The 26,641-nt window shown below is 70.1% G+C and carries 27 protein-coding genes; 10 read left to right on the forward strand and 17 right to left on the reverse strand.

The genetic code is table 11. The features are described from left to right. Positions 1-8 precede the first annotated feature (8 nt). Together AB0J46_RS04290 and AB0J46_RS04295 are read right to left on the reverse strand one after the other, a co-directional pair. Positions 9-1,277, reverse strand: coding sequence for an extracellular solute-binding protein (locus AB0J46_RS04290; protein ID WP_364326241.1), 1,269 nt, complete (start codon positions 1,275-1,277; stop codon positions 9-11). A 208-nt stretch (positions 1,278-1,485) separates the two neighbouring features. Further along, positions 1,486-3,357, reverse strand: coding sequence for an acyl-CoA dehydrogenase family protein (locus AB0J46_RS04295; RefSeq protein WP_364326244.1), 1,872 nt, complete (start codon positions 3,355-3,357; stop codon positions 1,486-1,488). Between the two features lie 219 nt (positions 3,358-3,576). Here AB0J46_RS04295 and AB0J46_RS04300 point away from each other — a divergent pair, with 219 nt between their 5' ends. From AB0J46_RS04300 to AB0J46_RS04310, 3 genes are read left to right on the forward strand one after another with little or no spacing between them, the layout of a single operon-like run. Next, positions 3,577-4,998 carry a serine hydrolase domain-containing protein gene (locus tag AB0J46_RS04300; RefSeq protein ID WP_364326247.1) on the forward strand — a complete coding sequence of 474 codons (1,422 nt, stop codon included), beginning with the start codon at positions 3,577-3,579 and terminating at the stop codon, positions 4,996-4,998. 20 nt (positions 4,999-5,018) lie between these two features. Then, positions 5,019-5,450, forward strand: coding sequence for a hypothetical protein (locus tag AB0J46_RS04305; RefSeq protein ID WP_364326250.1), 432 nt, complete (start codon positions 5,019-5,021; stop codon positions 5,448-5,450). After that, positions 5,447-6,037 carry a TetR/AcrR family transcriptional regulator C-terminal domain-containing protein gene (locus tag AB0J46_RS04310; protein WP_364326253.1) on the forward strand — a complete coding sequence of 197 codons (591 nt, stop codon included), beginning with the start codon at positions 5,447-5,449 and terminating at the stop codon, positions 6,035-6,037. Before AB0J46_RS04305 ends, AB0J46_RS04310 begins: the two co-directional genes overlap by 4 nt. Positions 6,038-6,407: 370 nt before the next feature. On the opposite strand, the gene AB0J46_RS04315 is transcribed toward AB0J46_RS04310, so the two are convergent. From AB0J46_RS04315 to AB0J46_RS04340, 6 genes are all read right to left on the reverse strand, one after another. Further along, complete coding sequence (locus tag AB0J46_RS04315; protein WP_352355351.1) at positions 6,408-7,553, reverse strand: acetyl-CoA C-acetyltransferase; 1,146 nt, start codon at positions 7,551-7,553, stop codon at positions 6,408-6,410. 72 nt (positions 7,554-7,625) lie between these two features. Then, on the reverse strand, positions 7,626-8,285 hold the full coding sequence (locus tag AB0J46_RS04320; protein WP_364326256.1) for a hypothetical protein: 660 nt from the start codon (positions 8,283-8,285) through the stop codon (positions 7,626-7,628). Between the two features lie 15 nt (positions 8,286-8,300). Beyond that, positions 8,301-9,041 (reverse strand): class F sortase, encoded by a 741-nt coding sequence (locus AB0J46_RS04325; protein WP_364326259.1) that lies wholly within the window; start codon positions 9,039-9,041, stop codon positions 8,301-8,303. Positions 9,042-9,046: 5 nt separating this feature from the next. Further along, positions 9,047-10,381, reverse strand: a complete 1,335-nt coding sequence (locus AB0J46_RS04330) for a hypothetical protein (protein WP_364326262.1) — start codon at positions 10,379-10,381, stop codon at positions 9,047-9,049. A 133-nt stretch (positions 10,382-10,514) separates the two neighbouring features. Then, the gene (locus AB0J46_RS04335) at positions 10,515-11,294 is read right to left on the reverse strand and encodes a class F sortase (protein WP_352322264.1); all 780 of its coding nucleotides are present in this window, start codon (positions 11,292-11,294) and stop codon (positions 10,515-10,517) included. Further along, complete coding sequence (locus AB0J46_RS04340; protein WP_364326264.1) at positions 11,294-12,721, reverse strand: hypothetical protein; 1,428 nt, start codon at positions 12,719-12,721, stop codon at positions 11,294-11,296. Before AB0J46_RS04340 ends, AB0J46_RS04335 begins: the two co-directional genes overlap by 1 nt. A gap of 235 nt (positions 12,722-12,956) precedes the next feature. On the opposite strand from AB0J46_RS04340, the gene AB0J46_RS04345 reads away from it, so the two are divergent. Further along, positions 12,957-14,102, forward strand: coding sequence for an acyl-CoA dehydrogenase family protein (locus tag AB0J46_RS04345; protein ID WP_364326266.1), 1,146 nt, complete (start codon positions 12,957-12,959; stop codon positions 14,100-14,102). 43 nt (positions 14,103-14,145) lie between these two features. Then, positions 14,146-14,307, forward strand: coding sequence for a hypothetical protein (locus AB0J46_RS04350; protein WP_352322270.1), 162 nt, complete (start codon positions 14,146-14,148; stop codon positions 14,305-14,307). A 12-nt stretch (positions 14,308-14,319) separates the two neighbouring features. Here AB0J46_RS04350 and AB0J46_RS04355 read toward each other — a convergent pair whose 3' ends face one another. Next, positions 14,320-14,748 carry a MarR family winged helix-turn-helix transcriptional regulator gene (locus AB0J46_RS04355; RefSeq protein ID WP_364326268.1) on the reverse strand — a complete coding sequence of 143 codons (429 nt, stop codon included), beginning with the start codon at positions 14,746-14,748 and terminating at the stop codon, positions 14,320-14,322. A 20-nt stretch (positions 14,749-14,768) separates the two neighbouring features. On the opposite strand from AB0J46_RS04355, the gene AB0J46_RS04360 reads away from it, so the two are divergent. Beyond that, positions 14,769-15,131: a MarR family transcriptional regulator gene (locus AB0J46_RS04360; protein ID WP_364326270.1), complete on the forward strand. Its 363-nt coding sequence runs from the start codon at positions 14,769-14,771 to the stop codon at positions 15,129-15,131. Here the strand turns inward: AB0J46_RS04360 and AB0J46_RS04365 are convergent. From AB0J46_RS04365 to AB0J46_RS04375, 3 genes are all read right to left on the reverse strand, one after another. Next, a complete protein-coding gene (locus AB0J46_RS04365) occupies positions 15,128-15,931 on the reverse strand; it encodes an alpha/beta fold hydrolase (protein ID WP_364326272.1) in 804 nt (267 codons plus the stop codon). The two genes, AB0J46_RS04360 and AB0J46_RS04365, sit on opposite strands and share 4 nt — an antisense overlap. Then, positions 15,928-18,150: a SpoIIE family protein phosphatase gene (locus AB0J46_RS04370; RefSeq protein WP_364326275.1), complete on the reverse strand. Its 2,223-nt coding sequence runs from the start codon at positions 18,148-18,150 to the stop codon at positions 15,928-15,930. The genes AB0J46_RS04365 and AB0J46_RS04370 overlap by 4 nt, the downstream gene beginning before the upstream one ends. Positions 18,151-18,273: 123 nt before the next feature. Continuing rightward, positions 18,274-18,978, reverse strand: a complete 705-nt coding sequence (locus AB0J46_RS04375; protein ID WP_364326278.1) for a metal-dependent transcriptional regulator — start codon at positions 18,976-18,978, stop codon at positions 18,274-18,276. A gap of 101 nt (positions 18,979-19,079) precedes the next feature. Here AB0J46_RS04375 and AB0J46_RS04380 point away from each other — a divergent pair, with 101 nt between their 5' ends. Further along, on the forward strand, positions 19,080-19,703 hold the full coding sequence (locus AB0J46_RS04380; RefSeq protein WP_364326281.1) for a UdgX family uracil-DNA binding protein: 624 nt from the start codon (positions 19,080-19,082) through the stop codon (positions 19,701-19,703). On the opposite strand, the gene AB0J46_RS04385 is transcribed toward AB0J46_RS04380, so the two are convergent. Together AB0J46_RS04385 and pdxH are read right to left on the reverse strand one after the other, a co-directional pair. Further along, on the reverse strand, positions 19,649-20,935 hold the full coding sequence (locus tag AB0J46_RS04385) for an MFS transporter (protein WP_364326284.1): 1,287 nt from the start codon (positions 20,933-20,935) through the stop codon (positions 19,649-19,651). The two genes, AB0J46_RS04380 and AB0J46_RS04385, sit on opposite strands and share 55 nt — an antisense overlap. A 10-nt stretch (positions 20,936-20,945) precedes the next feature. Further along, on the reverse strand, positions 20,946-21,623 hold the full coding sequence (pdxH, locus tag AB0J46_RS04390) for a pyridoxamine 5'-phosphate oxidase (protein ID WP_358289213.1): 678 nt from the start codon (positions 21,621-21,623) through the stop codon (positions 20,946-20,948). Between the two features lie 202 nt (positions 21,624-21,825). Here pdxH and AB0J46_RS04395 point away from each other — a divergent pair, with 202 nt between their 5' ends. Beyond that, on the forward strand, positions 21,826-22,932 hold the full coding sequence (locus AB0J46_RS04395) for a citrate synthase 2 (RefSeq protein ID WP_364326289.1): 1,107 nt from the start codon (positions 21,826-21,828) through the stop codon (positions 22,930-22,932). Between the two features lie 111 nt (positions 22,933-23,043). Further along, on the forward strand, positions 23,044-24,153 hold the full coding sequence (gene serC / locus AB0J46_RS04400) for a phosphoserine transaminase (RefSeq protein WP_358008735.1): 1,110 nt from the start codon (positions 23,044-23,046) through the stop codon (positions 24,151-24,153). Here serC and AB0J46_RS04405 read toward each other — a convergent pair. After that, positions 24,150-24,521, reverse strand: coding sequence for a BlaI/MecI/CopY family transcriptional regulator (locus AB0J46_RS04405; RefSeq protein ID WP_364326293.1), 372 nt, complete (start codon positions 24,519-24,521; stop codon positions 24,150-24,152). The genes serC and AB0J46_RS04405 overlap by 4 nt on opposite strands. A 38-nt stretch (positions 24,522-24,559) precedes the next feature. Here AB0J46_RS04405 and AB0J46_RS04410 point away from each other — a divergent pair, with 38 nt between their 5' ends. Next, complete coding sequence (locus AB0J46_RS04410; protein ID WP_358289220.1) at positions 24,560-25,138, forward strand: TIGR00645 family protein; 579 nt, start codon at positions 24,560-24,562, stop codon at positions 25,136-25,138. 3 nt (positions 25,139-25,141) lie between these two features. On the opposite strand, the gene AB0J46_RS04415 is transcribed toward AB0J46_RS04410, so the two are convergent. Together AB0J46_RS04415 and AB0J46_RS04420 are read right to left on the reverse strand one after the other, a co-directional pair. Beyond that, positions 25,142-25,762 carry a rhomboid family intramembrane serine protease gene (locus AB0J46_RS04415; RefSeq protein ID WP_364326296.1) on the reverse strand — a complete coding sequence of 207 codons (621 nt, stop codon included), beginning with the start codon at positions 25,760-25,762 and terminating at the stop codon, positions 25,142-25,144. Positions 25,763-25,873: 111 nt separating this feature from the next. Further along, positions 25,874-26,638 carry a crotonase/enoyl-CoA hydratase family protein gene (locus AB0J46_RS04420; RefSeq protein ID WP_364326299.1) on the reverse strand — a complete coding sequence of 255 codons (765 nt, stop codon included), beginning with the start codon at positions 26,636-26,638 and terminating at the stop codon, positions 25,874-25,876. Between the last annotated feature and the right edge of the window lie 3 nt (positions 26,639-26,641).

Below are 26,641 nucleotides of genomic sequence, written 5' to 3' on the forward strand. Positions count from 1 at the left end.
CCGCTGGATCAGCTGGCTTCGGCGGTCTTCTGCAGCTCGCCGAGGACCTTGGCCGGGTCGTCCTTGACGGCGCCGCCGATGGTCTGCTTGATCGCCGGGTTCACCTCGGCCCACTTCGGGTCCTGGAACGGGTAGAAGCTGGCGTTGGGCAGCGCGTCGAGGAACGGCTTGAGCTTCTCGTCACCCGACAGCTTCTGGATGCCGCCGTTGGTGACGGGCAGCAGCTTGTAGGTGTCGGAGATCTTCTGCGCGGCGTTGCCGGTGTAGAAGAAGTCGAAGAACTTCTTGATCTCGGCGGCGTGGCCGTTCTTGTTGAACGCCATGATCCAGTCCATGACGCCGAGGGTGGTGTCGAGCGGGCCGGACTTGCCGGGGATCGCCGTGACGCCGTAGTTCTTCAGGCCGGCCGCGTCGAAGATCGGGATGGACATGGGCCCGCCGTTGACCATGCCGACCTTGCCCGCGCCGAAGTCCTCCCAGACCGTCTTGCGGTCCTTGGTGCCCGGGTTCGGGCTGGTGAGACCGGCGTCGACCAGGCCCTTCATGTAGGTGAAGGTCTCGACGTTCTGCGGGGAGTTGATGGCCCACTTGCCGGAGGCGTCCTTGTAGCCGCCGCCGTTGCCCAGCATCCACAGGAACGACTCGCCCTGGGCCTCCTCCTGGCCCAGCGGGAGGCCGAACGGCTGGCTCACGCCGGCCTTCTTCAGCTTCTCGGCGGCGGCCTTGAGCTCGTCCCAGGTCTTGGGCGGCTCGGCGATGCCGGCCTTGGTGAACAGGTCCTTGTTGTAGAACAGCGCGCGGGCGGAGGAGACGAACGGGATGCCGTAGCCGGTGCCGTCCACCTTGCCGAAGTCGGCGAACTTCTGCAGCATGTCGCCGGAGACGTTCGGGGACAGGACCTCGTCGACCTTGTAGAGCAGGCCGTCCTTGACGAAACCGGAGTAGTCGCCGGTCTGCAGGATGTCGGGCACCTGGCCGTTCTGGACCATGGTGGCGACCTGCTTGTCGATGTCGTTCCAGTTGATGACCTGGACATCGACCTTGATGTTGGGGTTGGCCGCCTGGAACTCGTCCACGACGCCCTTCCAGAACGTCTCGCCCGAGTTCGGCTTGCCGGGGCCGTCGCCGTAGTCGGCGGCGACCATCTTGAGGGTGACCTGGCCGCCGCCCGAGGCCTGGGTGTCGTTCCCGCCGCCACCCGAACCGCCGTCGGAGCCGCAGCTGGACAGGACCAGCATCGTGGCAAGGCCGAGAGCGGCGCCGCCCACAAGCTTCATGTTCACTGGTGATACCGCCTTCTCGTCGGACGGGTCGCTGGTCCGTACCAGCCACCTGACCCCGTCCAAAGGGATGAGGGGTGCGAGAGCCACAGCTCAACGCGTTTGCGCCAGAGTAAGCCTGTGTTCAGCAGCCGGTCTATACCGGCTGGTATCGGTTTGAAAACACTCAGGGCAGAAAAAGCTCACAACCGGTCTAGACCGGGCGTCACAGGATCTTTCTCCGCACGTTCTCGCCGCCGTCCGGCGTGCCGATCCACGGGCCCTCGATGGACGGGTCGAGGATGCCCTCCTCCAGGAACTCGTAGCGGCCGTCGAGCACGTACCGGGCCAGGCGCGCGTCCTGCTCGTCGCTGTTGTCCCAGAGCTCGTCGAACAGCGTGCGGACGCGGCGCCGGGCCTGGCGGCAGAAGGTGTCGGCCAGCTCGTACGGCCTGCGCCCGAGGTCGTCGGCGTCCTCCTCGGCCTTCACGCAGACGGCCGTCATGGCGAACAGCTCGGCCCCGATGTCGACGATCCGGCCGAGGAAGGACTGCTTGTGCTCCAGCCTCCCCTGCCACCGGGACATGCCGTAGAAGGTGGACCGGGCCAGCTTCCTGCTGGTCCGCTCCACGAACCGCAGATGCTGGGCCAGCGGGCCGAAGGCGGTGTAGCCCGTGGGCAGGCTGCCCGAGCCGGCCACCAGGGTCGGCAGCCACCCGGCGTAGAAGCGGCTCGCCCGGCCGAGCGCGCGGGCACGTTCCTGGGGGGACGCCTCGGGGTTGATCAGCTCGCCGGCCGCGGTCAGGTGCGCGTCCACGGCCTCGCGGGTGATCATCAGGTGCATGATCTCGGAGGAGCCCTCGAAGATGCGGTTGATGCGGGCGTCGCGCAGCATCTGCTCGGCGGGCACGCCGCGCTCGCCGCGGGCGGCCAGCGACTCGGCGGTCTCGTAGCCGCGGCCGCCCCTGATCTGGACCAGTTCGTCCAGCGCCCGGTACGACAGCTCGGTGGCGTACAGCTTGGCGAGGGCGGCCTCGATCCTGATGTCGTTGCGCCGGTCGTCGGCCAGGCGGGCGGTGAGCTCGCTGACGGCCTCCAGCGCGTACGCCGTGGCCGCGATGAAGGCGATCTTGGTCGCCACGGCCTCGTGCCGGCCGACCTTGCGCCCCCACTGCTCGCGGGCGTTGCCCCACTCACGGGCGATCTTCACGGCCCACTTGACGCTGCCCGCACAGGTCGCCGGGAGGGACAGGCGGCCGGTGTTGAGGGTGGTGAGCGCGATCCGCAGCCCTTGGCCCTCCTTGCCGATCAGGTTCTTGGCAGGCACCCTGACCTGGGAGAACTCGGTGACGCCGTTCTCGATGCCGCGCAGGCCCATGAAGCTGTTGCGACGCCTGACCGTGATGCCAGGACTGTTCCCCTCGACCACGAACGCGCTGATCTTCCCGCCCGTCCTGGCCATGACCACCAGCAGGTCGGCGACGACGCCGTTCGTCGTCCAGAGCTTGACGCCGTTCAGCACGTAGTCGTCGCCGTCGCGCACGGCGGTCGTGGACAGGCGGGCGGGGTCGGAGCCCACGTCCGGCTCGGTGAGCAGGAAGGCGGAGATCTCGCCGGCCGCGCACCGGGGCAGGAACTCCCGCTTCTGCTCCTCGGTGCCGAACTGCTTGAGCGGCTGCGGCACGCCGATCGACTGGTGCGCCGACAGCAGCGTGGCCAGGGCGGGGCAGTAGGAGCCGACCAGCGTGAGGGTGCGGCAGTAGTACAGGTAGGGCAGGCCGAGGCCGCCGTACTCGGTGCCGATCGTGATGCCGAACGCCCCGAGGGCGGCCAGGCCCTTGACCACCTCGTCGGGCACCTGCGCGGTGCGCTCGATGAGGGCCGGGTCGACCTGGGTCTCCAGGAAGCGCCGCACCGCCCGGACGAACTCCTCGCCCCGCTCGGCGGCCTCGGCCGGCAGCCCGGGCGCCGGATGCACCAGGTCCAGCCGGAGATCGCCGAGGAACAGCTGCTTGGCGAAGCTGGGGAGCGTCCATTCGCGCTCCCTGGCCTGCTCGCCGACCTGCCTGCTCTCCGCGTACGTGGTCTGCTCAGTCATGGCACCCTCCCGACGGTGCGCCGTCATGTGCTGGGAGTACTGCCCGCCTGAGGGCTTTAAGCACGCCCAGCGCGACGACGGCCGGCGCCCCGAGGCTCCGGTACCACGACGCGGTGCCGGAGCGGCTGCCGTCCGCCACGGAGACCTGACTTTCGTCGGGGGTGGCACTAGACCGTCGGCAGATTCGGCGGTGGGGGCGTTCTCCGTACGTTTGCCTGCATGAGCTTGAAGATCGCCCTCGCCGGGCTGGCCGCGGCCCTGACCCTCACCCCCGCCGCGGCCCCGGCCCTCGCCTCGGCCCCCGCCGAGCCGACCCCCGCCGCCGTGGACTCCTACCTGCGCGAGGCGCTGGAGGCCACCGGCGTGCCGGGGCTGTCCGTCGTGGTGACCCGCGGCGACAAGGTCGTGCACGCCGCCGGCTACGGCGAGGACTCCGATGGGCGTCCGGTCACCGCGGCCACGCCGATGCGGGTGGCCTCGGTGAGCAAGTCGTTCACCGCGATGGCCGTGATGACCCTGGTGGAGCAAGGGAAGATCGCGCTGGACGAGCCGGTGGCCGGGCAGCTGCCCGGGTTCCGGATGGCCGACCCGCGCCACACCAGGATCACCGTGCGCCAGTTGCTGAACCAGACCTCCGGGCTGTCCGACAGCTCGCTGGACATCGGCGACCTGGAGTCCGCAAGCTCGCTGGCCGACTACACCGCCCGCCTGGCCGAGGGCCGCCTGGCCGCCGACCCGGGCAGCCGGTACGCCTACTGCAACGTCAACTACGACCTGGCCGCCCGCCTTGTCGAGACCGCGAGCGGCCACCCGTTCGACGCCTACATGAAGGACCGCGTCTTCGGCCCGCTCGGCATGACCGGCAGCGCCGTGAGCGCCCAGGCCGTCCGGCCGGCGGACGGTTTCGTCTCGGTCTACGGCATGTGGCTGCCCCGGCCGGAGGCGTCCGGGTTCCTCGACGGCAGCGGCTCGGGCGCGGTCATCACGACCGCCGCGGACATGGGCAAGTGGCTGATCGCCCAGAACGACGCCGGCCGCCCACTGGTCAAGAAGCAGAGCCTGGAGACCATGCACAAGCCCGGCCTCCACGGCTACGGCATGGGCTGGAGCCTGGAGGAGGAGTCCGGCCTGCTCGTGCACTCCGGCAACCTGTTCACCTACAACGCCGTCGAGGCCGTCTCGCCGAAGACCGGCTACGGCTTCGCCGTCATGACCAACGGCGCCTCGCTCTACGACCCGACCTACGACATCATGCGGGGCCTGGCCGCGATGAGCGAGGGCCGCGCGCCGGCGGCCCTGGGCGGCGACCGGCAGCTCTACGACCTGGTGCTGGGGCTGCTCGCCGTCGTGGCGGCCGGCCTCGGGGTCATGGGCGTGCTGCGGGCGCGGCGGTGGGCGTCCAGGCGGTCGGGGCGGCCGTGGTGGCAGATCGCCCTGCGGCTGGTGCCGGTGCTGCTGCCGGTCCTGCTGTTCGCGTTCTATCCGAACTGGGTCTCCGTGCTGCTCAACGGGCGGTACGTGACCTGGGAGCAGCTCACCTACTTCCCGGCGTCGTTGTCGGTCACCCTGCTCGCCGCGGCTCTCGCCGGGCTCTCGACCGCCGTGGTCCGAATTTGTGTACTGTGTAAGCTTATCAAGTAAGCAAATTCGAGGAGAACCCGATGATCGCGGTCGCCGTCACCGTCCCGCTCGTGTGGCTCGCCTGGCTCGTCCTCACCGACTGGGTGCCCATGTTCCCGCTCAACGACCTCAACGGCGCGAACGTCAGAGGCCGGGCCCTGGCCGCCGCGATCAACTACCCGTTCCCGCTGCTCATCGCGGCCGGCATCGGGCTGCACCGCACGTGGTCGCTCATCGCCGCGACCGTCCTGTGCGTCCTGGTCGTGGCCGGGCACGTGCGGAGCTGGTGGCTGCCCTACTTCGGCCCGGCCACGGCCGAGCAGCGCGAGCTCTACCGGCGCGAGTACAGCCGCACCTGGAAGGTCCTGCCCACCGCGGGCCACGACGTGGTCATCGACGTCCAGCACATGGTGGTGGGCCTGCTGTCCCTGCTCATGCTGGCGACCACGATCGTCGTTACGCTGACCGCATGACTCAGGCACCCAGGCGGGCGGGTCGTCCGGCCGTGCTCACCGTCGAGCGCATCGTGGCCGCGGCCGTCGGCATCCTCGACGCCGAGGGCCCCGACGCGCTGACCATGCGCCGCCTGGGCGCCGACCTCGGAGTGGCCGCCATGTCGCTCTACCGCCACGTCCCCAACCGGGACGCGCTCGTGTCCCTGGTCGTCGACCGGCTGTTCGCCGCGGCCATGGCCGGTTACACGCCGGTCCCCGACTGGCCGCGGGCGCTGACCGGGTTCGCCGTGGCCTACCGCCGCTTCCTGCTCGCCCACCCGCGCGCCGTCCCGCTGCTGGCCACCCACCCGGTGGACGTACGGCTCGGCACCGAACTGATCTCCGGCCTGCTGGCCCGCTTCGAGGCGGCGGGCGTGCCGTCCGGCGACACCGTCAACGCGGTGCAGTCAGTGGCCGTCTACGTGCTCGGCCACGTCCTGGCCCAGGTCGGCTCGACCGCCGAGACCCACGACCCGGACGCGCTGCGCTTCTACGACCAGTGGTTCGACGCGGGCCTGCGGGCCATGGTGTCGGGCTTCGAGCAGCAGCTCGCGGCGACCGATTAATTCGGTTGCCCGGCGTCACGGACAGACCGTAGCTTGTCGGTCATGCGCCTTTACCTGTGACAGCAGCCACCTCAGTCCATCGTCCGACAGACGCGGCCACGCTGTGCTCGTCGACGCCCGGCCCTCAACCGAGCCGCGTCCTGAGTTCGCGTAAAGGAGCTTCGCATGCGAGTTCGCTCAGCCAAGAAGAAGACCGCCACGCCCGTGCCGCCCCGGCAACTGCCCAAGATGCCGCAGCGCCCGGTCGTGCCGCCCCGGCGGATCATCCCGTCCAAGGGCCGCTAGACAACTACCGGGATGGTAGTTAGCGAGCGCCGCCTCCCCTCTTACGCCCGGGAGGCGGCGCTCACCCTTTTCCGGTCCGGTTCCGCTAGAGCCGCTCGATGATGGTGACGTTGGCCTGGCCGCCGCCCTCGCACATCGTCTGCAGGCCGTAACGGCCGCCCGTGCGCTCCAGCTCGTGCAGCAGCTTGGTCATCAGGATCGCTCCCGTGCCGCCCAGCGGGTGGCCGAGCGCGATGGCGCCGCCGTTGGGGTTGACCTTGGCGGGGTCGGCGTCCAGCTCCTTGATCCAGGCCAGCGGCACCGGGGCGAACGCCTCGTTGATCTCCACGACGTCGATCTCGTCGATCGACATGCCCGCCTTGCGCAGCGCCCGCTGCGTGGCCGGGATCGGCGCGGTCAGCATGTAGACCGGGTCGTCGCCCATGAGTGCGAGCTGGTGGATGCGGGCCCGCGGGGTCAGGTTGTGCTCGCGCACGGCCTGCTCGGAGGCGATCAGCACGGCGCCGGAGCCGTCGGAGATCTGCGAGGAGGTGGCGGCGGTGATCTGGCCGCCCTCCTTGAGGGTCTTGAGCCCGGCCATCTTCTCCAGCGTCGTGTCGGGCCGCGGGCCCTCGTCGTCCTCGACGCCGTTGACGGGGGCGATCTGGTCCTTGAAGTAGCCGTTCGCGACGGCCTTGGCGGCCCGCTGGTGGGACTCGTAGGCGAACTGCTCCAGCACGTCGCGCTGGAGTCCCCACTTCTCGCACATCAGCTCGGCGCCGCGGAACTGCGAGATCTCCTGCTTGCCGTAGCGCTCGACCCACTTGTCGCCGAACGGGAAGGGCATGCCCTTCTCCAGCGCGGCGGTGATCGACGCGCCCATCGGGACGATGCTCATCGACTCCACGCCCGCGGCCACCACCAGGTCCTGGGTGCCCGACAGGACGCCCTGGGCGGCGAAGTGGATCGACTGCTGGGACGACCCGCACTGCCGGTCGATCGTGACGCCGGCCGTCGTCTCGGGCAGACCCGCCGACAACCAGGCGTTCCGCGCGATGTCCATGCTCTGGGGGCCGAACTGCATGACGCACCCCATGATGACGTCCTCGACCGCCGCCGGATCGACGCCGGTGCGGTCGATGAGCGCCTTCAGCGTGTGGGCGGCCAGGTCGGTGGGATGGACGGTGGAAAGCCCGCCCTTCTTCTTGCCGACCGGAGTACGGACCGCTCCGACGATGTACGCCTCTGCCACAGTGCCTCCTGGAAACCGAGCATTATTCGGTTATTGAGGAGAGACTACAACAGAACGACGTTCTGTGGCTCGTCACTCCGGGGCCAGAAGGTCCTCCGCGGCGTCGACCCTGAACCGCCACCGGTCCACCACCAGGCCGTTCAGCGATTCTGCCAGCTCCAGCGCCAGGCTTCCGAGCTTGACGGGCTCCTCGCCGCGCAGCTCGATCGCGGTCAGCTCGGTGGCGAACGGCAGCAGCTCCCGAACCGCCGGCGGCTGCCCCTTCTGCGGCACGAGCGCGGCCCGGATGTCGCCCGATGTGTACGTGAACTCGTCCTCCCCCCGCTCCAGCAGCGGCGCCAGGTCGTCGGCGGACGGGCGTACGGGCAGGATGACGGCGGGACCGCCCTCCACGCCGTCGGCCGGATCGCTCACCTCGCCCCGGCACACCGCGAGCCCCTTGAGCCGGAAGGCCAGCCCCTCGGCCAGGTAACGGTCGAAGAAGTCGAACGGCAGCGGCCCCTCGGCGGTGACCCGGCAGGCCCACGCCTTCTCCAGCACCCCGCCGGTCAGCTCGGCGTCGGCCTCGACCGGCGCGCACACCCGCACGTCGGCCGCCACGATGTCGTCGCCCTCGCGCCGGGCGTCCGGGTCGGCCAGTTGGACGATCCGCAACAACTCGGCGGGGTCCGGTCTGGCGGGCAGGGCCGCCGTCGGGCCAGTACGCAGTTTCCGCTTCGCCAGCCAGCCCATGCCCGCCTCCGCCAATCAGCTTCGATAGGAGCTCGTCATCGTCGCGTAGACGATGATGTTGTCGTTGTAGTGACCGATGGTGCGATCGTAGGCACCACCGCAGGTGATGAGGTGGAGCTGGGCGTTGTCCCGGCTCCCGTAGACGCGCTCGGTCGGGAACGTCTTCTTGCTCGCCTGCTCCACGCCGCCGACCGTGAACACGGCGGTCGTCTTGTCCTGACGCCTGACCTCGATGGTGTCGCCGTGCTTGAGCTCACCGAGGCGGCTGAACACGGCGCTGCGCGTCCGGGTGTCCTTGTGGCCGAGCAGCACCGCCGGGCCCTCCTGGCCCGGCGTGGACATGTTCCGGTACCACCCGACCAGGTTGGGATTGTCGGACGGCGGCACCTCGATCGTCCCGTCCTTGGCCAGCCCCACCGACTTGATCGGCGCATTGATGCCGAGCCGCTTGATCACGATCCGGATCGGCGTCGAGGGCAGCATCGGCGGCGCCGGCGTGATCTCCGGCAGCGGCGGCGGCTGGTCCGGCGGGGCCTGGAACAACGCCTGCTGCGGCTGCCCGGCCGCCTGCGTCTGCACGGCCACGGGCAGGGCGTCCCTGTCCATGCCGTACTCCTCGGGCGACTGCAGCACCATCAGCATGCCCGCCACGACCGTGACGACCCCGGCGATGGCCGCGCCGATCAGCACGGTCCTGAGCGCGGTGCTCCCCCGGTCCCGCGGTGGCGGGCCGCCGTACGGATACTGCCCGGCCACGCCGCTCAGCCCCTGCCCGCGGTACGCCGGCGCAGCACCAGCCCACCGGCCGCCGCGGCCGCGATCAGAACGGTGCCGGTCAGCACGAACAACCGCCCGTCAGGCCCCGCCATACCCCCGGCCCCGGTGTCGGCCCCCGCCTTGGGCGTCTTGGACTTGTCGGGCGGGGTGACGGTCACGGTCGCGGTGCTGGTCTTGGTCGGCTTGGGGGTGGGGGTCGGCGTGGGAGTGGGGGTCGGCGTGGGCGTCGGGGTCGTCCCCGAGCCTGCGGCTACCTGGAAGGTGTGGTTCTTGAGGCCCGTCGTGGGAGCCACGCACTTGATCGCGCTGCCGGTGGTCGCCGTGGCCGAGGTGCCGAGGATCAGGTCGCCGGGGGTGAGCGTCACCGTGCCGGTCGTGGTGGGCTTCACCTTGAGGGTGACGCTGGGCAGCGTGGTGATGTCCTGCCCGACGACGACGTTGGTCAGCGCGCCCTCGGCCGCCGCGGGCTGGGTGACCCCCGCACCGGACGCCTTCACGTTGAGGAAGTACTTGCCGCCGCTCGCGGGGAAGCCGGTGGGGGCCTTCAGCGTGTCAAGGCTGCTGGCATCGATGGTGCTGGTCCACGAGATGCTGACTTCCTCGTTCGCCTTGGCGTTGGTGGGCAGGGTGCCGGGGGTGATCTTGATGTCCACGTCGGCCGGATAGGCCGGATCGTTGATCGTCGTGTCCACCAGGTCACACTTGTACTGGACCACATCGGTCCCGGTGCCGCCACCGCCGGTCTGAACCGGGATCGAGACGGTGGTGGGGGCGGACGACGCGGAGGCGCAGGTCGTCGTGTCCTGGCCGATCTTGATGCTCAGCAACGGCGTCGTCCCGGTCGCCGTCGTGGCCGGCGCGAGGATGAGGTTGCCCCCCGTCGTCGCGGTCACGCTGACCGACGCCGACATCTTGGGAGGCGTGTAGGTCTGGCCCATCGCGACCGCCGTGGTCGTGCCTGTCCCGGCGCCCTTGAGCTGGGCGGGAGTCCCTCCGGTCACCGCGAGGTCGCCGCCGCCGGTGGTGACGGTCTCACCGGCGGTCAGGGCCTTCGTCACCGGGATCGCCGGGAACGTCCAGTCGATCGTCGTCGACTTGGCCGGTTCCACCGACGCCGGGGGCGTGATCGTCACGATCACGGGACCAGCCTGCAGGGCGCCACCCGTGCAGTTGTAGGTGATCTTCAGGGGGTCCGCCATCGCCGCTTCGGCGGGGGAGGACAGGCCGACCAGTGAGCCGACGGAGACGGCGAGTGTGCCCATCAATCCCAAGGCGGAGGTCTTGTGGGCGAGGCGGCGCCACGCCTGGGACGTAAGCACGGGTCCATCTCCGTTTCAGCGCAGTGTCAACAGTCGTGCCAGAATTCCAGCCGATGGTCACGGTTCGGTTGAGATCCTACGAACTGTCCCTGTCAACTTCCCGTAAAACCCAAAATCCGCCCCAAAAACCCCATCAGCCCTTCTTCTTCGACAACGTCGCGTACACCACGATGTTGTCCGTGTAGCTGTGCGCCTCCTTGTTGAAGACGCCGCCACACGTGATCAGCCGGAGCTGCGAGTCCTTGGTGTTCCCGTACACCCGGGACGTCGGGAACGCCGACTTGCTGACCTGCTCGATCCCGCTCACCGTGAACCGGGTGACCTTCCCGTCCGACCGGTACACGTAGATCTGGTCGCCCTTGGCCAGCTCGCGCAGGCGGTCGAAGACGGCGGGGCCCTTGCGGGTGCTGACGTGGCCGTTGATGATCGCGGGCCCGAGCTCGCCAGGCACCGGCGAGAAGCGGTACCAGCCGGTCTGGTTCGGCCGCGTCAGCGGCGGAGTGCCCAGGTTGCCCTTGATGTCCACGGTGACACCGCCGATGGGGGCGTTCACCTTGATCTTGGGGATCTTGATCCGGCTGGGCTTCGCCTTGGCCTTGGCGGCCTTCGTCCTGGCCTTGGGGATCGGCGGCACGGTCGGGGCCGCGGCCAGCGGCGGCGGCGCGTCCGGCCGGGCCGGGGTCAGCGTCGCGCCCTTGCCACCCGGTCCCACGGTCGCGGGCAGCACGAACGCGCCCGCGTTCTCGATCTGCACGGCGGTCGGCCGGTCGGCGGCGGCCAGCGTGCCGGAGCCGTCGTCCACCTTGGGCGCCACGGAGAGCAGGCCCACCATGATCGCGCCGACGCCGGCCAGCGAACCGGCGATCAGCAGCCCGGGCATCGCCCGCTGCATCGGAGTCTTCTGCTCGGCCATCACTTCGTTCCTCCCGCGTGCGCGGCCCTGCGGCGGCGCAGGGCGAGCCCGCCGCCCGCGCTGCCCATGAGCAACATCGCCCCACTGGCCATCAGCCCGTACGGCCGGTCCGGCTCGTCGGGCGCCTCACCGGTGTCCACCCCGCCCTTGGGCACCTTGGCCACCTGCGCCCTGACGTACGTGGTCGCCGTCGGGCCGGTCGCGGTGGGCGTGGCCGTGCTCGTGCTCGTCCCCGTGACCGCCGGCACCACGACCACGTGCCCGAGCCCGTTGGTCGGGGTGGGCTGGGAGTGGCGGTGCGTGGGGGTGCTCGTGGCGGTGGACGTGCCGGTGCCGGTCGGGGTGAGCGTCGGCGTGGGGCTCGTGGTGGGGGTCTTCGACGGGTCCGGGGTGGGGGTCTCGCTGTTCGTCGGTCCCGACTTCTCCCGTACGGTCACCGTCACCGAGACCGGCCCGCCGACGAGCTTGCACTTCGCGCCGTGGTAGCCCGTCGGGATCTTGGCGGTGTTGGTGGACACCTTGAACGCGTCGAGCCAGGCAGGCTTGGTGGAGGCGTTCACGATCCTGATGGTGTGCTTGCCGTACTTCAGCTCCGGCGACTTCCAGATCGTGAAGCCGCCGTCGAGGTCGTCGTTGACCGGCAGGTCGTCGTCGGAGCGCGAGGGGTCCTCCGTGGCCACCTTGCTGCCGTCGATGTAGATGTCCACCGGGCCGGCGTCCTTGTCGTGCGGCCCGATGTACTCCACGCCGGTGCCGGTGAAGCTCAGCTCGGCCCAGGCGCCGAGGTCGTTGGTCTCGTGCAGGTCGTTGTGCACGTGGTTCTCGGAGCCAGGACGGTCGTCGATCGAGGTCCAGCCGGGGCCGTAGTTGACCTTCATGTCGGTCGGGTTGTCGCTCTCGTTGCCGTCGTTGGCGACGACCGTGCCGTCCGGCGGGGTGAAGTCGAGCTCGATGTCCTTCGGCGTGACTTTGATGTTCCCGACCTTGTCGATCAGGCCGGGGTCGTTCAGGGACTCGGGCAGCGACAGTTCGCCGTCGGGGCGCAGCTTGCCCTTCTGCTCGACCGAGCCCTTCGGCTGCAGGATGCCCTGCCAGCTGCTGGTCAGCTCGACGTTGCCGGTGGCGTGCACGTTGGCGCCCGGAGCAAAGTAGCCGGGCGACTGGAGCCGTCCGTGGTCGGCGTAGTCGAGCTTCCAGGTGAAGTTCAGCGGGTCGCCGACCACCAGGTCGGTGGCGAAGGTGAGATGGGTGTTCAGGCGTACCGGTGCGTGCCGCACGATGCTGTCGGCCCCGGAGGGAACGCATTCGTACTGCACGTCCAGGTCGGCCGGTGCGGCCGAGGCCGGGACGCCGGGCAACGCGACGACCCCGACGGCCGCCACCGATGCGATCGACGCGGCGAGCAACGACTTGCGCCACCGACTCACGGGACACTCCGATCATCACAAATAGACCGAGGGTAGATCTTAGAGTCGAAAACACCCGCAACGCAGGCGGTTTCCCCCAAGTTCCAGCACTTGTGATGAAGCCGTGTCCCCTGCCGTGTCCCCTGCCGTGTCCCCCGCCGCCTCCCCCGCCGCCTCCCCCGCCGCGAAAGCGGGTATACCTCCGGGTAACAGAATCGTATTCTGTCGTGCACGACACCTGCTTGGAGGCGAATCGATGCAGCGAGACCTCTTCGACGAGGAGCACCTGCTCTTCAGGGAAACCGTGCGCGAGTTCATGGCCCGCGAGGTCGTGCCGCACCACGGCCAGTGGGAGAAGGACGGCATCGTGCCCCGCGAGGTCTGGAAGAAGGCCGGCGAGATCGGCATGTTCGGCTTCGGCGTCCCCGAGGAGTACGGCGGATCCGGCATCACCGACTTCCGCTACAACGCGGTGATCGTCGAGGAGATCATCAGGACCGGCGCCTCCGGCCTGGGCTTCTCGCTGCACAACGACGTCATGGCCCCGTACGTCGTCGAGCTCACCGACGACGAGCAGAAGCAGCGCTGGCTGCCCGGCTTCGCCTCCGGCGAGCTCATCACCGCGATCGCGATGACCGAGCCGGGCGCCGGCAGCGACCTGCAGGGCATCAGGACCACCGCCGTCCGCGAGGGCGACCACTACGTGGTCAACGGCCAGAAGACGTTCATCACGAACGGCGTCAACGCCGACCTCGTGGTCGTGGTCGCCAAGACCGACCCCGAGGCGGGGGCCAGGGGAACGACGCTGATCGTGGTCGAGCGCGGCATGGACGGCTTCAACCGCGGCCGGAACCTGGACAAGGTCGGCATGAAGGCCCAGGACACCGCCGAGCTGTTCTTCGAGAACGTGCGCGTGCCTGTCGCCAACCGCCTCGGCCCGAACGAGGGCGAGGGCTTCTTCCACCTGATGAACAACCTGCCCCAGGAACGCCTGTCGATCGCCGTGGCGGCGGTCGCCGCGGCGGAGACGGTGCTGGAGCAGACGATCGAGTACTGCAAGACCCGCCAGGCGTTCGGCCGCAACATCGGTTCGTTCCAGAACACCCGCTTCGTCCTGGCCGAGCTGGCGACCGAGACGGAGATCGCCCGCCACTACGTGGACAAGTGCATCCTGGCGCTCAACGCCCGGCAGCTCACCGTCGTGGACGCCGCCAAGGCCAAATGGTGGACGACCGAGCTGCAGAACAAGGTCATCGACCGCTGCCTCCAGCTCCACGGCGGCTACGGCTACATGATGGAGTACCCAGTCGCCAAGGCGTGGCTGGACAGCCGCGTCCAGACCATCTACGGCGGCACCACCGAGATCATGAAGGAGATCATCGGCCGGTCCTTCGGATTCTGACGGCGGGCGCGCGCCCGGCCGGGCCGCGCCGCATACTGTCAGCATGGACGGCGGCCTGATCCTCCTCGTTTTCCTGGCGTTACTGTTCGCCTGGGGGCTCAACCGCGTGCGCAGGGCCTTCCGGCTCGGCCCCGTCGGCTACGCGGGCGTGATGATCGTGTTCATCATCGCCATGCTGCTCGTCTGGGGCCAGACGATGCGCTGAGGCCGGGAAGGCTCACCCCGGCATCCCCTGCACGAACCGGGTCAGCAGCCGGGCGAACTCGGCCCGCTCGGCCGCCGACCAGCCGGCGGTGGCCGACGCGAAGGCCGCCTGCCGGGCCTGCCGGGCCTGCGTGAGCGCGGCGGCGCCCGCGTCGGTCAGCACCAGCCACGCCCGCCGCCCGTCGGCCTGGTCGGCTTCCCGCCGTACCAGCCCCGCCGTCACGGCGGCCGTCACGATCCGGCTCGCCCGCGGCTGGTCGACGTTGAGCGCCTCGGCGACCGCCGACACGGTGAGCCGCCCGCCGGCGGCCTCGATCACGTCGAGCACCTCGAACTCGGGGCCCGCCGCGCCGTGCTGCCGGGCCAGCGCCCGCCTGCTCTGCCTGCGCCTGATCGCGACCATCGCCCGCTCGATCGCGGCAATTTCCTTGTCTTCATACATATAGTTGCTATCGTACATGCATGGACAGACCTATCGGATATTGGGTGAAGCACCTCGACAACCTGCTGGAGAACGCGATGGGCCAGGCCCTGGCCACCCACGGCGCCTCGCGCAGGGAGTGGCAGCTTCTGCACGCCACCGCCCAAGGCGAGAACGCCGCCGTGCTGGCGCCGTTCGAGGGAGTGGAGGAGGCCGTACAGAGCCTGACGTCGAGGGGATGGCTGGCGGACGGGCGGCTGACCGGCGAGGGCCGGGCCGTGCACACGGCCGTCTCCGAGCGGGTCACCCGCTTCCGGCAGCAGGTCACGCAGGGCGTGAGCCCGCAGGAGTACCGGACCGCCGTCGAGGTGCTGCGCCGCATGGCGGCCAACGCAGAACGTTAGGAGGCCGCCCGGTCGGCCTCCAGCACGACCCGGGCCACCAGCTCCGGATCGTCGCTCATCGGCACGTGCCCGCAGCCCTTGAGCAGCCTGACCCGCTGCCCCGACCAGCGCGCCGCGCGCACGGCCTGGCGGCGCGGCAGCAACCGGTCGCGCTCGCCCCAGGCGATCGTGATGGGCGACTTCGGCGGGGCGGGCGGCATCAGTCCGCCGAACGACTCCAGCGTCTCGTCGAAGCCCGCCGCCCCCGCCAGCGCCTGCGTGGCCGCGACCAGCCCGGCGGGGTCGAGCCGGCTCGGACGGACCACCAGCACCCCGCTGGACGCCGCCCGCATGAACGGGTTGCCGGCCGCCCTGACCGCCTGCTCCGGCGACATCGCACGCGCCGAGTTCCGCAGGGCCTTCAGCGTCGTCTGGCAGTAGAGCAGCTCGGAGCGCGACCAGAAGCCGGCCGGCGACAACGCGGTCGCCGCGCGCACGACGCCGCGCGAGGCCAGTTCGAGCGCGATGTAGCCGCCGAGCGAGTTGCCCACCACGTGCGGCTCCTGGATGCCGAGCAGCGCGCAGAACGACTCGACCGCGTCCGCCAGCGACTCCGCGGTGTACGGGATGCCCGCGGGCAGCCGCGGCGACACCCCGAAACCGGGCAGGTCGATCGCGATCACCGTGTGGTCGGCGGCCAGCCGGTCCATCACCGGCAACCATGCCTGCCAGTGGTGCCCGATGCCGTGGACGAGGATCAGCGGCTCGCCGCTGCCCCGGCGTTCGAAGGCCAGCTCCATGCGGCCCAGTGAACCACTCACCTGCTCCGGGTGGGAATCTCGAACCAGACCGCTTTGCCTTCCCTGGTGGGACGGGATCCCCAGCGCTTGGCCAGCTGGTCGACCAGGTAGAGGCCGCGGCCGCCCTCGTCGTTCTCCCCGGCGCTGCGGATGCGGGGCAGGCGGAGGTCCTGGTCGAAGACCTCGACCCAGACCGACTCCTCGCCCCTGCGCAGCCTCAGCGTGAACTCCTTGTCGCCGACCGGCTCCTCCTCGAAGCCCGGCATGTCCCAGGACTCCTCGAACGGCAGCGGCGGCCCCTCGACGACCAGCTCCCGGCGCGGGGAGTTGGCGGTGGAGGCGTGCAGCACCACGTTGGTGACGACCTCGGAGACCAGCAGGCAGGCCAGCTCCGCGCGTTCCTCGGGCACGTTCCAGCCGGAGAACGCCTCGGAGGCCATGCGGCGCGCCTCGCCGACCATGATCGGCTGGGCCGGGAAGGTGCGCTCCTCGACGTCGAGGTCGACGTCGCTGGAGCGGACGACCAGGATCGCCATGTCGTCGTCGATCTCGCCGGGCACCGCGATCGTGGCGGCGTCGGCGATGCGCTCGACGTCGGCGTCGGCCATCTTGGCGAGCTTCTCGCACAGCACGCCGAGCGTCTCCTCCTCGCTCGGCATCCTGCCGTCGCGGCCCGGACGCCGGTCGACCAGCCCGTCGGTGTAGAGCAGCAGCGCCGCGCCCGGCGGGAGGGTGCGGGTCTCCTCCTTGTAGACCAGGTCGGCGTGCAGGCCCTTGGCCCGGACGCCGAGCGGCTGGCCGACCTCCTCGATGTCCATCTCCAGGCACTGGCCGTCGACCACCAGCAGCGGCGGCGCGTGCCCGGCGTTGGCGAAGGAGAGCTGCCGGGACCAGGCGTCGTAGACGAGGTACTGGCAGGTGACGATGGGCGGGATGCTGACGTCGGCGCCGTTGTCGTCCTGCTCGGGGGTGGCGATGATGCGGGTCCACTCGTCGAGCCTGGCCAGGATGTCGGCGGGCGACTTGTCGTCCTGCGCGAAGGCCCGCAGCGCCGCCCTGAGCTGGCCCATGATGGCCGCGGCCTTGGCGCCCCTGCCCTCGACGTCGCCGATCACGATGCCGACCCGGCCGGCCGAGAGCGGGATCACGTCGTACCAGTCGCCGCCGACCTGGGTCTGGATGCCCTGGCCGTGGGAGGCGAGCGGGGCCGCCGGGTAGTAGCGCACCGCGATGTCGAGGCCGTCGAGCTGGGGCAGCGCCCTGGGCAGCAGGTGCTTCTGGAACGACTCGGCGGTGTGCCGCTCCTCCTCGAACAGCAGCGCGTTGTCGATCGCGAGGGCCACGCGGGTGGCGATGGCGCCCACGAAGTCGCGGTCGAAGGCGTCGTAGTGGGGGCTGCGCCGGTCGGTCAGGTTGGACAGGCCGAGGTACATCAGGCCCAGCGTCTCGCCGCGCACCAGCAGGGGGGCGACGATGGCCGAGGTCATGCCGATCTCACTGGCCAGGCGCGCGCTGCCCTCGTGCGGCGACGGGTAGCTGGTGGTGGAGAAGTCCTCGACGAGGATGGTCTCCTGGCGGCGCAGCGCGGTGTCGGCGTAGTGGCCGGAGGGGTAGCGGATCTCCGCGCCCACCGGCTTCCACGTGCCCGCGGGCGGGGTCCAGCCCTGGACGTGCTCCGAGACCCGGCGGACCAGCCGGTCGCCCTCCATGAGCTCGATGAAGCAGTGGTCGGCGAACTGCGGCACGAGCATCTCGGCCACCCGCTTGAGCGTCTCCTCGACGTAGAGGGAGCCGGCCAGCCGCTCGCCGATGCGTTCGAGGAGCCCGAAACGGTCTTTCTCGCGTTCGTTGCTGCGCAGGGCCTCGCGGGCCAGGATGACGATGCCGGTGACCGACCCGGACGGGTGACGCAGCGGCACGGCCTGGGCGCGGACGTAGACGATCGTGCCGTCGCCGCGCCTGACGTCGAACGTGCCCTCCCACACGCCGCCCTTGAGCACGTGTTTGGCCAGCTCGATCGCCAGCGGGTGGTCCTTCTCCATGATCCCGAGGGACAGGACGGACGCGTCACGCGCCGGCGCGTTGCCGGGGCGGCCGAACAGCTGCTCGGCGAAGGGATTCCAGTAGAGGAGATTGCTGAAGCGGTCTGTCACGACCACTGCCATTTCGGCATGGTCCAGAACGGACCCGGCACCAAGGTGATCAGCCGTTTCTTGTGACAGATCCCCCCATCGCTTCATCCGGAGACCACTCCTTGGGGTGGCTTGTGCGCACAGCGGACCACGGGTGCTCCTGCAACTGTCTTGGCCAGGGGAGAGTGGAGGGCCTCCCGAGAGGGATTCAACCAAGTGGCTGCGCGCGCGTCAGCGCTTGGAGACAAAAACGTGCGCGGCAACGTCACGCGGAAGCTCCGCGGGAGTGTCGTTCGCGTCACCGTCACCTGTCACCCGCACACCGTCGTCGCTCGCCGCGAGCGTCACCTCGCGTCCGGGTTGTATCCCAACTTGCTTGAGTTTAAGCATCACAGCAGGATCGCTTTGCACTTGTTCGCTGATCCGGCGCACCACGACCGGGATGTCACGCGGCCCGGCGGCCTCGGACATCGAGGTCAGCACGCTGGCCGCGCCGTCGGTCACCTCCTGCGCCCCCAGCTCGGCCAGCCCCGGGATGGGGTTTCCGTGCGGGCAGACCGTGGGGTTGTCGAGCAGCGTCACCAGCCGCGCCTCGACCGACTCGGACATGACGTGCTCCCACCGGCACGCCTCGATGTGCACCTCTTCCCAGGGAAGGCCGATGACCTGGGTGAGCAGGCATTCGGCCAGGCGGTGCTTGCGCATCACGCGGGTGGCCAGCGTGCGGCCCAGGTCGGTCATCGACAGGTGCCGGTCGCCCTCGACGCGGACGAGGCCGTCGCGCTCCATGCGGGCGACGGTCTGGCTCACGGTGGGGCCGCTCTGCTGGAGGCGCTCCGCGATGCGGGCGCGAAGGGGGACGATGCCCTCCTCTTCGAGCTCGTAAATCGTGCGGAGATACATCTCCGTCGTGTCGATCAGGCCGTGTGCGGTCAAGGCTCCTCCCAACTGAATGCTACGCCGGTCGTGGCGGGGACTGAGCCCGTCCGCTACGGGCACAGAAGTCATCAGGAACCCTATTGGGAGAACGACCGACGATGGTTAAGGACGGCAACAACGGAGCGGCCGAGTTCCTTCCCGCCCGGCGCGACCTCGGCTCCCTGCGGACGGCGGCCGCCCGCTGCGAGGGCTGCGACCTGTACGCGAAGGCCACCCAGACGGTGTTCGGCGAGGGCCCCGAGCAGGCCCGTTTCATGCTGGTGGGCGAGCAGCCGGGAGATCGCGAGGACCGCGAGGGGCATCCGTTCGTGGGGCCCTCCGGACGCGTACTGGATCGGGGTCTGGAGGAAGCGGGAATCGAACGGGACGCGGTTTATCTGACGAACGCTGTCAAACATTTCTCCTTCGCTCCCAGGGGGAAGAGAAGGATTCATCAGAAGCCGACGGTCGCCGAGATCGAGGCGTGCCGGCCGTGGCTCGGCGCGGAGCTGGAGCTGGTGCGTCCCGACGTGGTCGTGGTGCTCGGCGCGACGGCGGCCAGGTCGCTGCTGGGCAGGGCGTTCCGGCTGACCGAGCACAGAGGCGAGCCGGTGCCGCTCGGCGACGCGCTCGCGGTGGCCACGATCCACCCCTCGGCGGTGCTGCGCGCGCCCGACAGGGACGCGGCCTACGCGGGCTTCGTCTCCGACCTCAAGGCCGCGGCGCGGGCGTCGGAGCGGTAGTTGCGGAACCCGGCCACCGACAGGCCGACGACGAGCACGGTGACCGCGCACGCCAGTCCCCCGCCCACCCAGGCGCCGGTGAGCCCGAAGGCGGTCGCGGTCGCCCCGGCGCGCAGGTCGCCGAGGCGCGGGCCGCCCGCCACGACCACCATGAACACGCCCTGCATCCGCCCGCGCATCTCGTCGGGGGCGTAGAGCTGCAGGATCGACTGCCGCCACACCGACGAGATCACGTCGGCCACGCCGCCGACCGCCATGAACGCCACGACCAGCCACAGCTCGCGCACCAGCCCCGCGGCGGCGACGGCGAGCCCCCACATGGCGATGGCCAGCACGAGCGCGACGCCCTGCCGCGAGATCCGGCCCACCCAGCCGGAGAACAGCGCGCCGGCGACCGAGCCGATCGCCATGGCGGAGGTCACCCAGCCGAGCGCGGTCATCGAGCCGCCGAACCGATCGGCGGCCAGCTCGGGGTAGAGGGCGCGCGGCATGGCGAACACCATCGCGATGATGTCCACGACGAACGACATCAGCAGCACCGGGCTCCTGGCGATGAAGCTGAGGCCCTCCCAGACCGCCCGGGCTCCCGGACGTGTCACCTCGCCCAGCGGGGGCAGGGCGGGCAGCCTGAGGGCCGCGTAGAGGCCACCGCTGAACAGCAGGGCGTCCACCGCGTAGGCGGCGGCGTAGTTCGGGTGGTCGCCGCCGGTGGCCAGCAGCACGCCGCCGAGCATCGGGCCGACGACCGCGCCGAGGCTGTAGACCAGCGAGTTGAGCGCGTTGGCGGCCGGCACCAGCTCGGGGTCGAGGATGCGCGGGATCACCGATCCCCTGGTCGGGCCGGTGATCGCGAACCCGGTGGCGTTGACCGCCGTCGCCGCGAAGATCAGATAGACGTTGCCCAGCGCGAGGAGGGCCTGCGCCAGGATGACCAGGGTGGCCGCCCAGGTGATGAGCGAGCCGATGACGAGCAGCCTGCGCCGGTCGAAGGCGTCGGCGACGGCCCCGCCCCACAGCCCGAAGACCAGCAGCGGGACGAGGTTGGCCATGCCGAGCAGGCCCACCCAGAGCGAGGAGTGGGTCAGGTCGTAGACCTGCTGGCCGACCGCCACGACGGTGACGGCGACGCCCACGTTCGAGACGGCCTGGCCGGACCAGATCCGCCGGTACGCGGGCACGGCCAGCGGCCTTGTGTCCACAAGATGACGTTTGACCAGTTCCCCGAATGCCACCTAAGGCAATTTAAGGTGCAAGTCTCTCCAAAGCCCAACCGGGTCGGGTGCGCCGGTAGCGCAGCCTGTCGTGCATCCGGTCGAGCTGGCCCTGCCAGAACTCCACCTCGGTCGGCGTCACCCGGAAGCCGCCCCAGAAGTCGGGCACCGGCGGATCCTCCGGCCAGCGGGCGGACAGCTCCTCGTAGCGCTCGTCGAGCTCCTCGCGCGAGCGCACGACCGCCGACTGCCGCGAGGCCCAGGCCCCGATGCGGGAGCCGTACGGGCGGGAGTTGTAGTAGTCGGCCGACTCCTGGTGGGAGATGCGGGCGACGGTGCCCTCGATGCGGATCTGGCGGCGGATGGCGTGCCAGGGGAACAGCAGCGAGGCGCGTCCGTTCTCGGCCAGGTCGCGGCCTTTGCGGGACTCGTAGTTGGTGTAGAAGACGAAGCCGTTCTCGTCGTAGCCCTTGAGCAGGACCGTCCTGGCGCTCGGCCGGCCGCCCGCGGAGGCGGTGGCGAGGACCATGGCGTTGGGTTCGGGCAGGCCGGCGTCGAGCGCGTCCTGGAACCAGACGGTGAACTGCGCGACGGGGTCGGACGCGAGGTCGGTCTCGAGCAACGGCTCGCCCTCGTACGTTCGGCGTAGCGCCGCCAGCAGGGGCGGGCGCGGGGTGGCATCCACGAGACGGTATTCTTGCGCGCTCATGTGGCAGATCCCACGCTAGGGCGCGTTCGGCGGCCTGACGAAGGTCGCGGGACACGTGCCCACAGCAGGCTCCCTACCAGCGGGTTTGACGTTTCGGCGGGTCCCGAGACCGACCATGACCTGGGAGGGGGTTAAATTGACCCGCCGGTATCTCGACATCAAGGCATTGCCGTTACATGGCAAGAAAGGGAGGCGGCCGAGCATGTCCGACTTCAAACCCGGCCTCGAAGGCGTCGTAGCTTTCGAGACCGAGATCGCGGAACCGGACAAAGAAGGGGGCGCCCTTCGATACCGGGGCGTCGACATCGAGGAGCTGGTCGGCCGTGTCCCGTTCGGGCACGTTTGGGGCCTGCTGGTCGACAACAAGTTCCAGCCGGGCCTGCCCCCGGCGGAGCCGTACCCCATCCCTGTCCACTCCGGTGACATCCGCGTAGACGTGCAGAGTGCGCTGGCCATGCTGGCTCCGGCCTATGGCTTCAAGCCCCTGCTCGACATCAGTGACGAGGAGGCCCGCGACCAGCTCGCGCGCGCCTCCGTGATGGCGCTCTCCTTCGTCGCGCAGTCCGCGCGCGGCCTCGGCCTGCCGATGGTGCCGCAGAGCCGGGTCGACGAGGCGAAGACCATCGTCGAACGCTTCATGATCCGCTGGCGCGGTGAGCCTGATCCCAAGCACGTCAAGGCCATCGACGCCTACTGGACCTCGGCCGCCGAGCACGGCATGAACGCGTCCACGTTCACCGCCCGCGTCATCGCCTCCACCGGCGCCGACGTGGCCGCGGCGCTCTCCGGCGCCGTGGGCGCGATGTCGGGCCCGCTGCACGGCGGCGCCCCCGCCCGCGTGCTCCACATGATCGAAGGCGTGGAGCAGCTGGGCGACGCCAAGAAGTACGTCCAGAGCGAGCTCGACAAGGGCAACCGGCTCATGGGCTTCGGCCACCGCGTCTACCGCGCGGAGGACCCGCGCGCCCGCGTGCTGCGCCGCACCGCCAAGGAGCTCGACGCGCCCCGCTACGAGGTCGCGGCGGCGCTGGAGCAGGCCGCCCTGGAGGAGCTGCACGCCCGCAAGCCCGACCGGGTGCTCGCCACGAACGTCGAGTACTGGGCGGCCGTGGTGCTGGACTTCGCCGAGGTGCCCTCGCACATGTTCACCTCGATGTTCACCTGCGCCCGCACGGCCGGCTGGGCCGCGCACATCCTGGAGCAGAAGCGCACGGGCCGGCTGGTGCGTCCGAGCGCCAACTACATCGGCCCGGCCTCGCGCCCGCTGAGCGACGTCCCCGGCGCCTCCGAGGTTGCCGGCACGATCTGACACGTTTTCACCCGTGTCATGAACGGCCCGCCCGCTCAAGGGCGGGCCGTTCCGCGTCTCATTCGGCGGACCCGTGCGACGTCACCCGGACGGCCTCAGTACGCTTGGCACGTGGCTGACATCGTGATTCCCGCTGACATCAAGCCCGCCGACGGCCGCTTCGGCTGCGGGCCCTCGAAGGTTCGCACCGAGCAACTGGCCGCGCTCGCCGCCTCCGGCGCGAGCCTCATGGGCACCTCCCACCGCCAGAAGCCGGTCAAGAACCTGGTCGGCCGCGTGCGCTCCGGCCTCGCCGACCTGTTCTCGCTGCCCGAGGGCTACCAGGTCGTGCTGGGCAACGGCGGCACCACCGCGTTCTGGGACATCGCGGCCTTCGGGCTGATCAGGGAGAAGTCCCAGCACCTGTCGTTCGGCGAGTTCTCCTCGAAGTTCGCCGCCGTCGCCAAGAAGGCGCCGTGGCTGGCCGACCCGAGCGTGATCAAGTCCGACGTCGGCACCTACCCGACCGCGGCCGCCGAGGACGGCGTCGACGTCTACGCCCTCACCCACAACGAGACCTCGACCGGCGTCGCCATGCCGATCTCCCGCGTGGGCGGCGACGACTCGCTGGTGCTGGTCGACGCCACCTCCGGCGCGGGCGGCCTGCCGGTCGACATCGCCGAGACCGACGTCTACTACTTCGCCCCGCAGAAGAGCTTCGCCTCCGACGGCGGCCTGTGGATCGCGATCATGTCGCCGCGCGCCCTGGCCAGGGTCGAGGAGATCGCCGCCTCCGGCCGGTACGTGCCCGAGTTCTTCAGCCTGCCGATCGCGATCGACAACTCCGGCAAGGACCAGACCTACAACACGCCCGCCGTGGCCACGCTGTTCCTGCTGGCCGACCAGCTCGACTGGATGAACGGCAACGGCGGCCTGGCCTGGACCACCGCCCGCACCGCCGAGTCCAGCCAGCGCCTGTACACCTGGGCCGAGAAGTCGTCCTACGCCACGCCGTTCGCCGCCCCGCAGTTCCGCTCGCAGGTGGTCGGCACGATCGACTTCAACGACGACGTCGACGCCGCCGAGGTGGCCAAGGTGCTGCGCGCCAACGGCATCGTCGACACCGAGCCCTACCGCAAGCTGGGCCGCAACCAGCTCCGCATCGCGATGTTCCCGGCCATCGAGCCGTCCGACGTCGAGGCGCTGACGGTCTGCGTCGACCACGTGGTCGAGCGTCTCTAGCCCGTCGCCCGCCGGCCCGTCCGGCGGGTCAGCTCGTCCAGGAGCGCCAGGGCGTCCGCCTCCTCGACGCTCTGCGCGAACCTCGTCAGCACCGGCAGCCTGTCGGTGCTGACCGCGAGGGCCTCCAGCATCAGGCGGCTGACGTGCTCGGCCCTTGAGCAGGCGGCCGCGTAGCGGAAGGCGTTGCGCGCCGGCGTGCGCACCAGCAGGCCCTTGCGCACCAGCCGCTCGGCGACGGTCTGCACGGTCGTGTACGCCAGGTCGCGGTCCGCGTTGAGGCTGTCCAGGAGCTCCCGCACGCGCATGGCCCTGCCGGCATCCCACAGCACGTTCATGATCGCGCGTTCCAGGGATCCCAGGTTCGCCAACTCAACCAGTCCTCCGGCTCGATCAGTAGGAAACATTCTTGCCCGAACAGCCCCCGATCGGCCAGGGGCGAGCGCTGCCCCGCAGCCTCGGCTACCTCATGTTCGCCAGCCGCTGGCTGCAGGTCCCGCTCTACCTGGGCCTCATCGTGGCCCAGGCGGTGTACGTCTGGCAGTTCATGACCGAGCTGTGGCACCTGCTCAGCAGCGTCTTCCTGCACCCGGCGACCGGCGACGGCACGTCGGCCGAGGTCGTCGTCATGCTGACGGTCCTGGCGCTGATCGACGTCGTCATGATCTCCAACCTGCTGATCATGGTGATCATCGGCGGCTACGAGACGTTCGTCTCGCGCATCAACCTCAACGACCATCCCGACGAGCCCGAATGGCTCTCCCACGTCAACGCCAACGTGCTGAAGGTCAAGCTGGCCACGGCCATCGTGGGCATCTCGTCGGTGCACCTGCTGCAGACGTTCATCCGGGCCCGTGACGTGCCCAACGACAAGATCATGTGGCAGACGATCATCCACCTGGCGTTCGTGGCCTCGGCGATCGGCCTGGCGCTCATCGACCGCATGCTCGCCGGCTCACCGGCCGAGCGCACCAAGCCGCACCTGTAGAGCTCAGGAGCGGGCCGGCAGCTCTTTCCTGCGGCGCAGCACCCAGGCGGCCACCACGCCGCCCAGGAGCCCGAACAGGTGGCCCTGCCACGAGATGCCCTGCTGGTTGGGGAGCAGGCCCCACAGGATCGAGTAGTAGGCCACGCCCACGCCGATGCCGATCAGGATGTCCACCAGGCGGCGGTCGAACAGGCCCCGGGCCAGCACGAAGCCGAAGTAGCCGAAGACCAGGCCGCTCGCGCCGATCGTGATCACGCCGGGGCTGGACACCCACGTGCCGAGGCCGCCGATCAGCACGATCAGCAGCGTGGCCCAGAGGAACTTGCGGATGTCGCGCACCGCCGCCAGGAAGCCCAGCACCAGCAGCGGCAGCGAGTTGGCCATGAGATGGCCGAAGCCGCCGTGCAGAAACGGCGCGAACAGGATGCCCACCAGGCCGTCGGCGTCCCAGCCCGCGATGCCGTAGGAGTCGAGCGCGCCGCCCATCACGTAGTCGACGCCCTCCAGGACCCACATCACGGCGAGCATGGACCCGAGGATGACGATCGCCTTGATCGCGCTCGACAGGAAGGTGCCGGCGCCGCGCTTGGCCGACTCGAACCTGGAACCCGAATGGTCGCTCATGCGCTCTCCTGGTGGTCGTCTCCTCCCTTTACCGTACGCAGGAAAGCTCACGCACGCGCGTTGACGCGGCCCCTTCCGGACGTGCGGAAGGGGCCGGCGTACGGGTGAGGGTTACTCGCCCTTCCACTGGGGGGCGCGCTTCTCGGCGAAGGCCGCCGCGCCCTCCATGGCGTCCTTGGAGCCGAACACCGGATTGATGATCGCGCCCTGCCGCTTGAACATCTCCTCCAGGGGCCAGTCCTGGGACTCGATGATCACCTTCTTGGTCGCCGTGAGCGCCAGGGGTGCGTTGGCGGCGATCTTGCGGGCCAGCTCCAGCGCGCCCTCCAGGGCGGCCCCCGGCTCGGTGATCCGGTTGACCAGGCCCAGCTCGTACAGGCGGGAGGCGGGGTAGTGGTCGCCGGTCAGGGCGATCTCCATGGCCACGTGGTACGGGATCCGCCGCGGCAGCCGCATGATCCCGCCCGCGCCCGCCACCAGCCCGCGCTTCGGCTCGGGCAACCCGAACGTGGACTCCGACGATGCCACGATGACGTCACAGGACAGGGCCAGCTCGAAACCGCCCGCCAGCGCGTACCCCTCGACCGCGGCCACCAGCGGCTTCTTGGGCGGCGCCTCGGCGATGCCGCCGAAGCCGCGCCCCTCGACCACCGGGAAGTCCCCGGACAGGAACCCCTTGAGGTCCATGCCCGCGCAGAACGTGCCCCCGGCGCCGGTCAGCACGTACGCCGAGATCTCGGGGCGGGCGTCGAAGGTGTCCAGCGCCTCGGCGATCCCCCGGGCCACCGCGCCGTTGATCGCGTTACGCGCCTTCGGCCGGTTGATGGTGATGACCGCGACGTTGCCGGACTCCTCGACGAGCACTTCGTCAGACACGGG

The organism is Nonomuraea sp. NPDC049758 (genome assembly GCF_040674635.1).
Classification (GTDB): domain Bacteria; phylum Actinomycetota; class Actinomycetes; order Streptosporangiales; family Streptosporangiaceae; genus Nonomuraea.

Coding starts and splice junctions, on each gene's coding strand:
- AB0J46_RS04305 (WP_364326250.1), top strand. CDS start 5,019: ATGATCGCGGTCGCCGTCACCGTCCCGCTCGTGTGGCTCGCCTGGCTC.
- AB0J46_RS04355 (WP_364326268.1), bottom strand. CDS start 14,748: ATGTATGAAGACAAGGAAATTGCCGCGATCGAGCGGGCGATGGTCGCG.
- AB0J46_RS04345 (WP_364326266.1), top strand. CDS start 12,957: ATGCAGCGAGACCTCTTCGACGAGGAGCACCTGCTCTTCAGGGAAACC.
- AB0J46_RS04360 (WP_364326270.1), top strand. CDS start 14,769: ATGGACAGACCTATCGGATATTGGGTGAAGCACCTCGACAACCTGCTG.
- AB0J46_RS04320 (WP_364326256.1), bottom strand. CDS start 8,285: ATGGGCTGGCTGGCGAAGCGGAAACTGCGTACTGGCCCGACGGCGGCC.
- AB0J46_RS04290 (WP_364326241.1), bottom strand. CDS start 1,277: ATGAAGCTTGTGGGCGGCGCCGCTCTCGGCCTTGCCACGATGCTGGTC.
- AB0J46_RS04300 (WP_364326247.1), top strand. CDS start 3,577: ATGAGCTTGAAGATCGCCCTCGCCGGGCTGGCCGCGGCCCTGACCCTC.
- pdxH (WP_358289213.1), bottom strand. CDS start 21,623: ATGAGCGCGCAAGAATACCGTCTCGTGGATGCCACCCCGCGCCCGCCC.
- AB0J46_RS04395 (WP_364326289.1), top strand. CDS start 21,826: ATGTCCGACTTCAAACCCGGCCTCGAAGGCGTCGTAGCTTTCGAGACC.
- AB0J46_RS04370 (WP_364326275.1), bottom strand. CDS start 18,150: ATGAAGCGATGGGGGGATCTGTCACAAGAAACGGCTGATCACCTTGGT.
- AB0J46_RS04295 (WP_364326244.1), bottom strand. CDS start 3,357: ATGACTGAGCAGACCACGTACGCGGAGAGCAGGCAGGTCGGCGAGCAG.
- AB0J46_RS04415 (WP_364326296.1), bottom strand. CDS start 25,762: ATGAGCGACCATTCGGGTTCCAGGTTCGAGTCGGCCAAGCGCGGCGCC.
- AB0J46_RS04350 (WP_352322270.1), top strand. CDS start 14,146: ATGGACGGCGGCCTGATCCTCCTCGTTTTCCTGGCGTTACTGTTCGCC.
- AB0J46_RS04310 (WP_364326253.1), top strand. CDS start 5,447: ATGACTCAGGCACCCAGGCGGGCGGGTCGTCCGGCCGTGCTCACCGTC.
- AB0J46_RS04380 (WP_364326281.1), top strand. CDS start 19,080: ATGGTTAAGGACGGCAACAACGGAGCGGCCGAGTTCCTTCCCGCCCGG.
- AB0J46_RS04335 (WP_352322264.1), bottom strand. CDS start 11,294: ATGGCCGAGCAGAAGACTCCGATGCAGCGGGCGATGCCCGGGCTGCTG.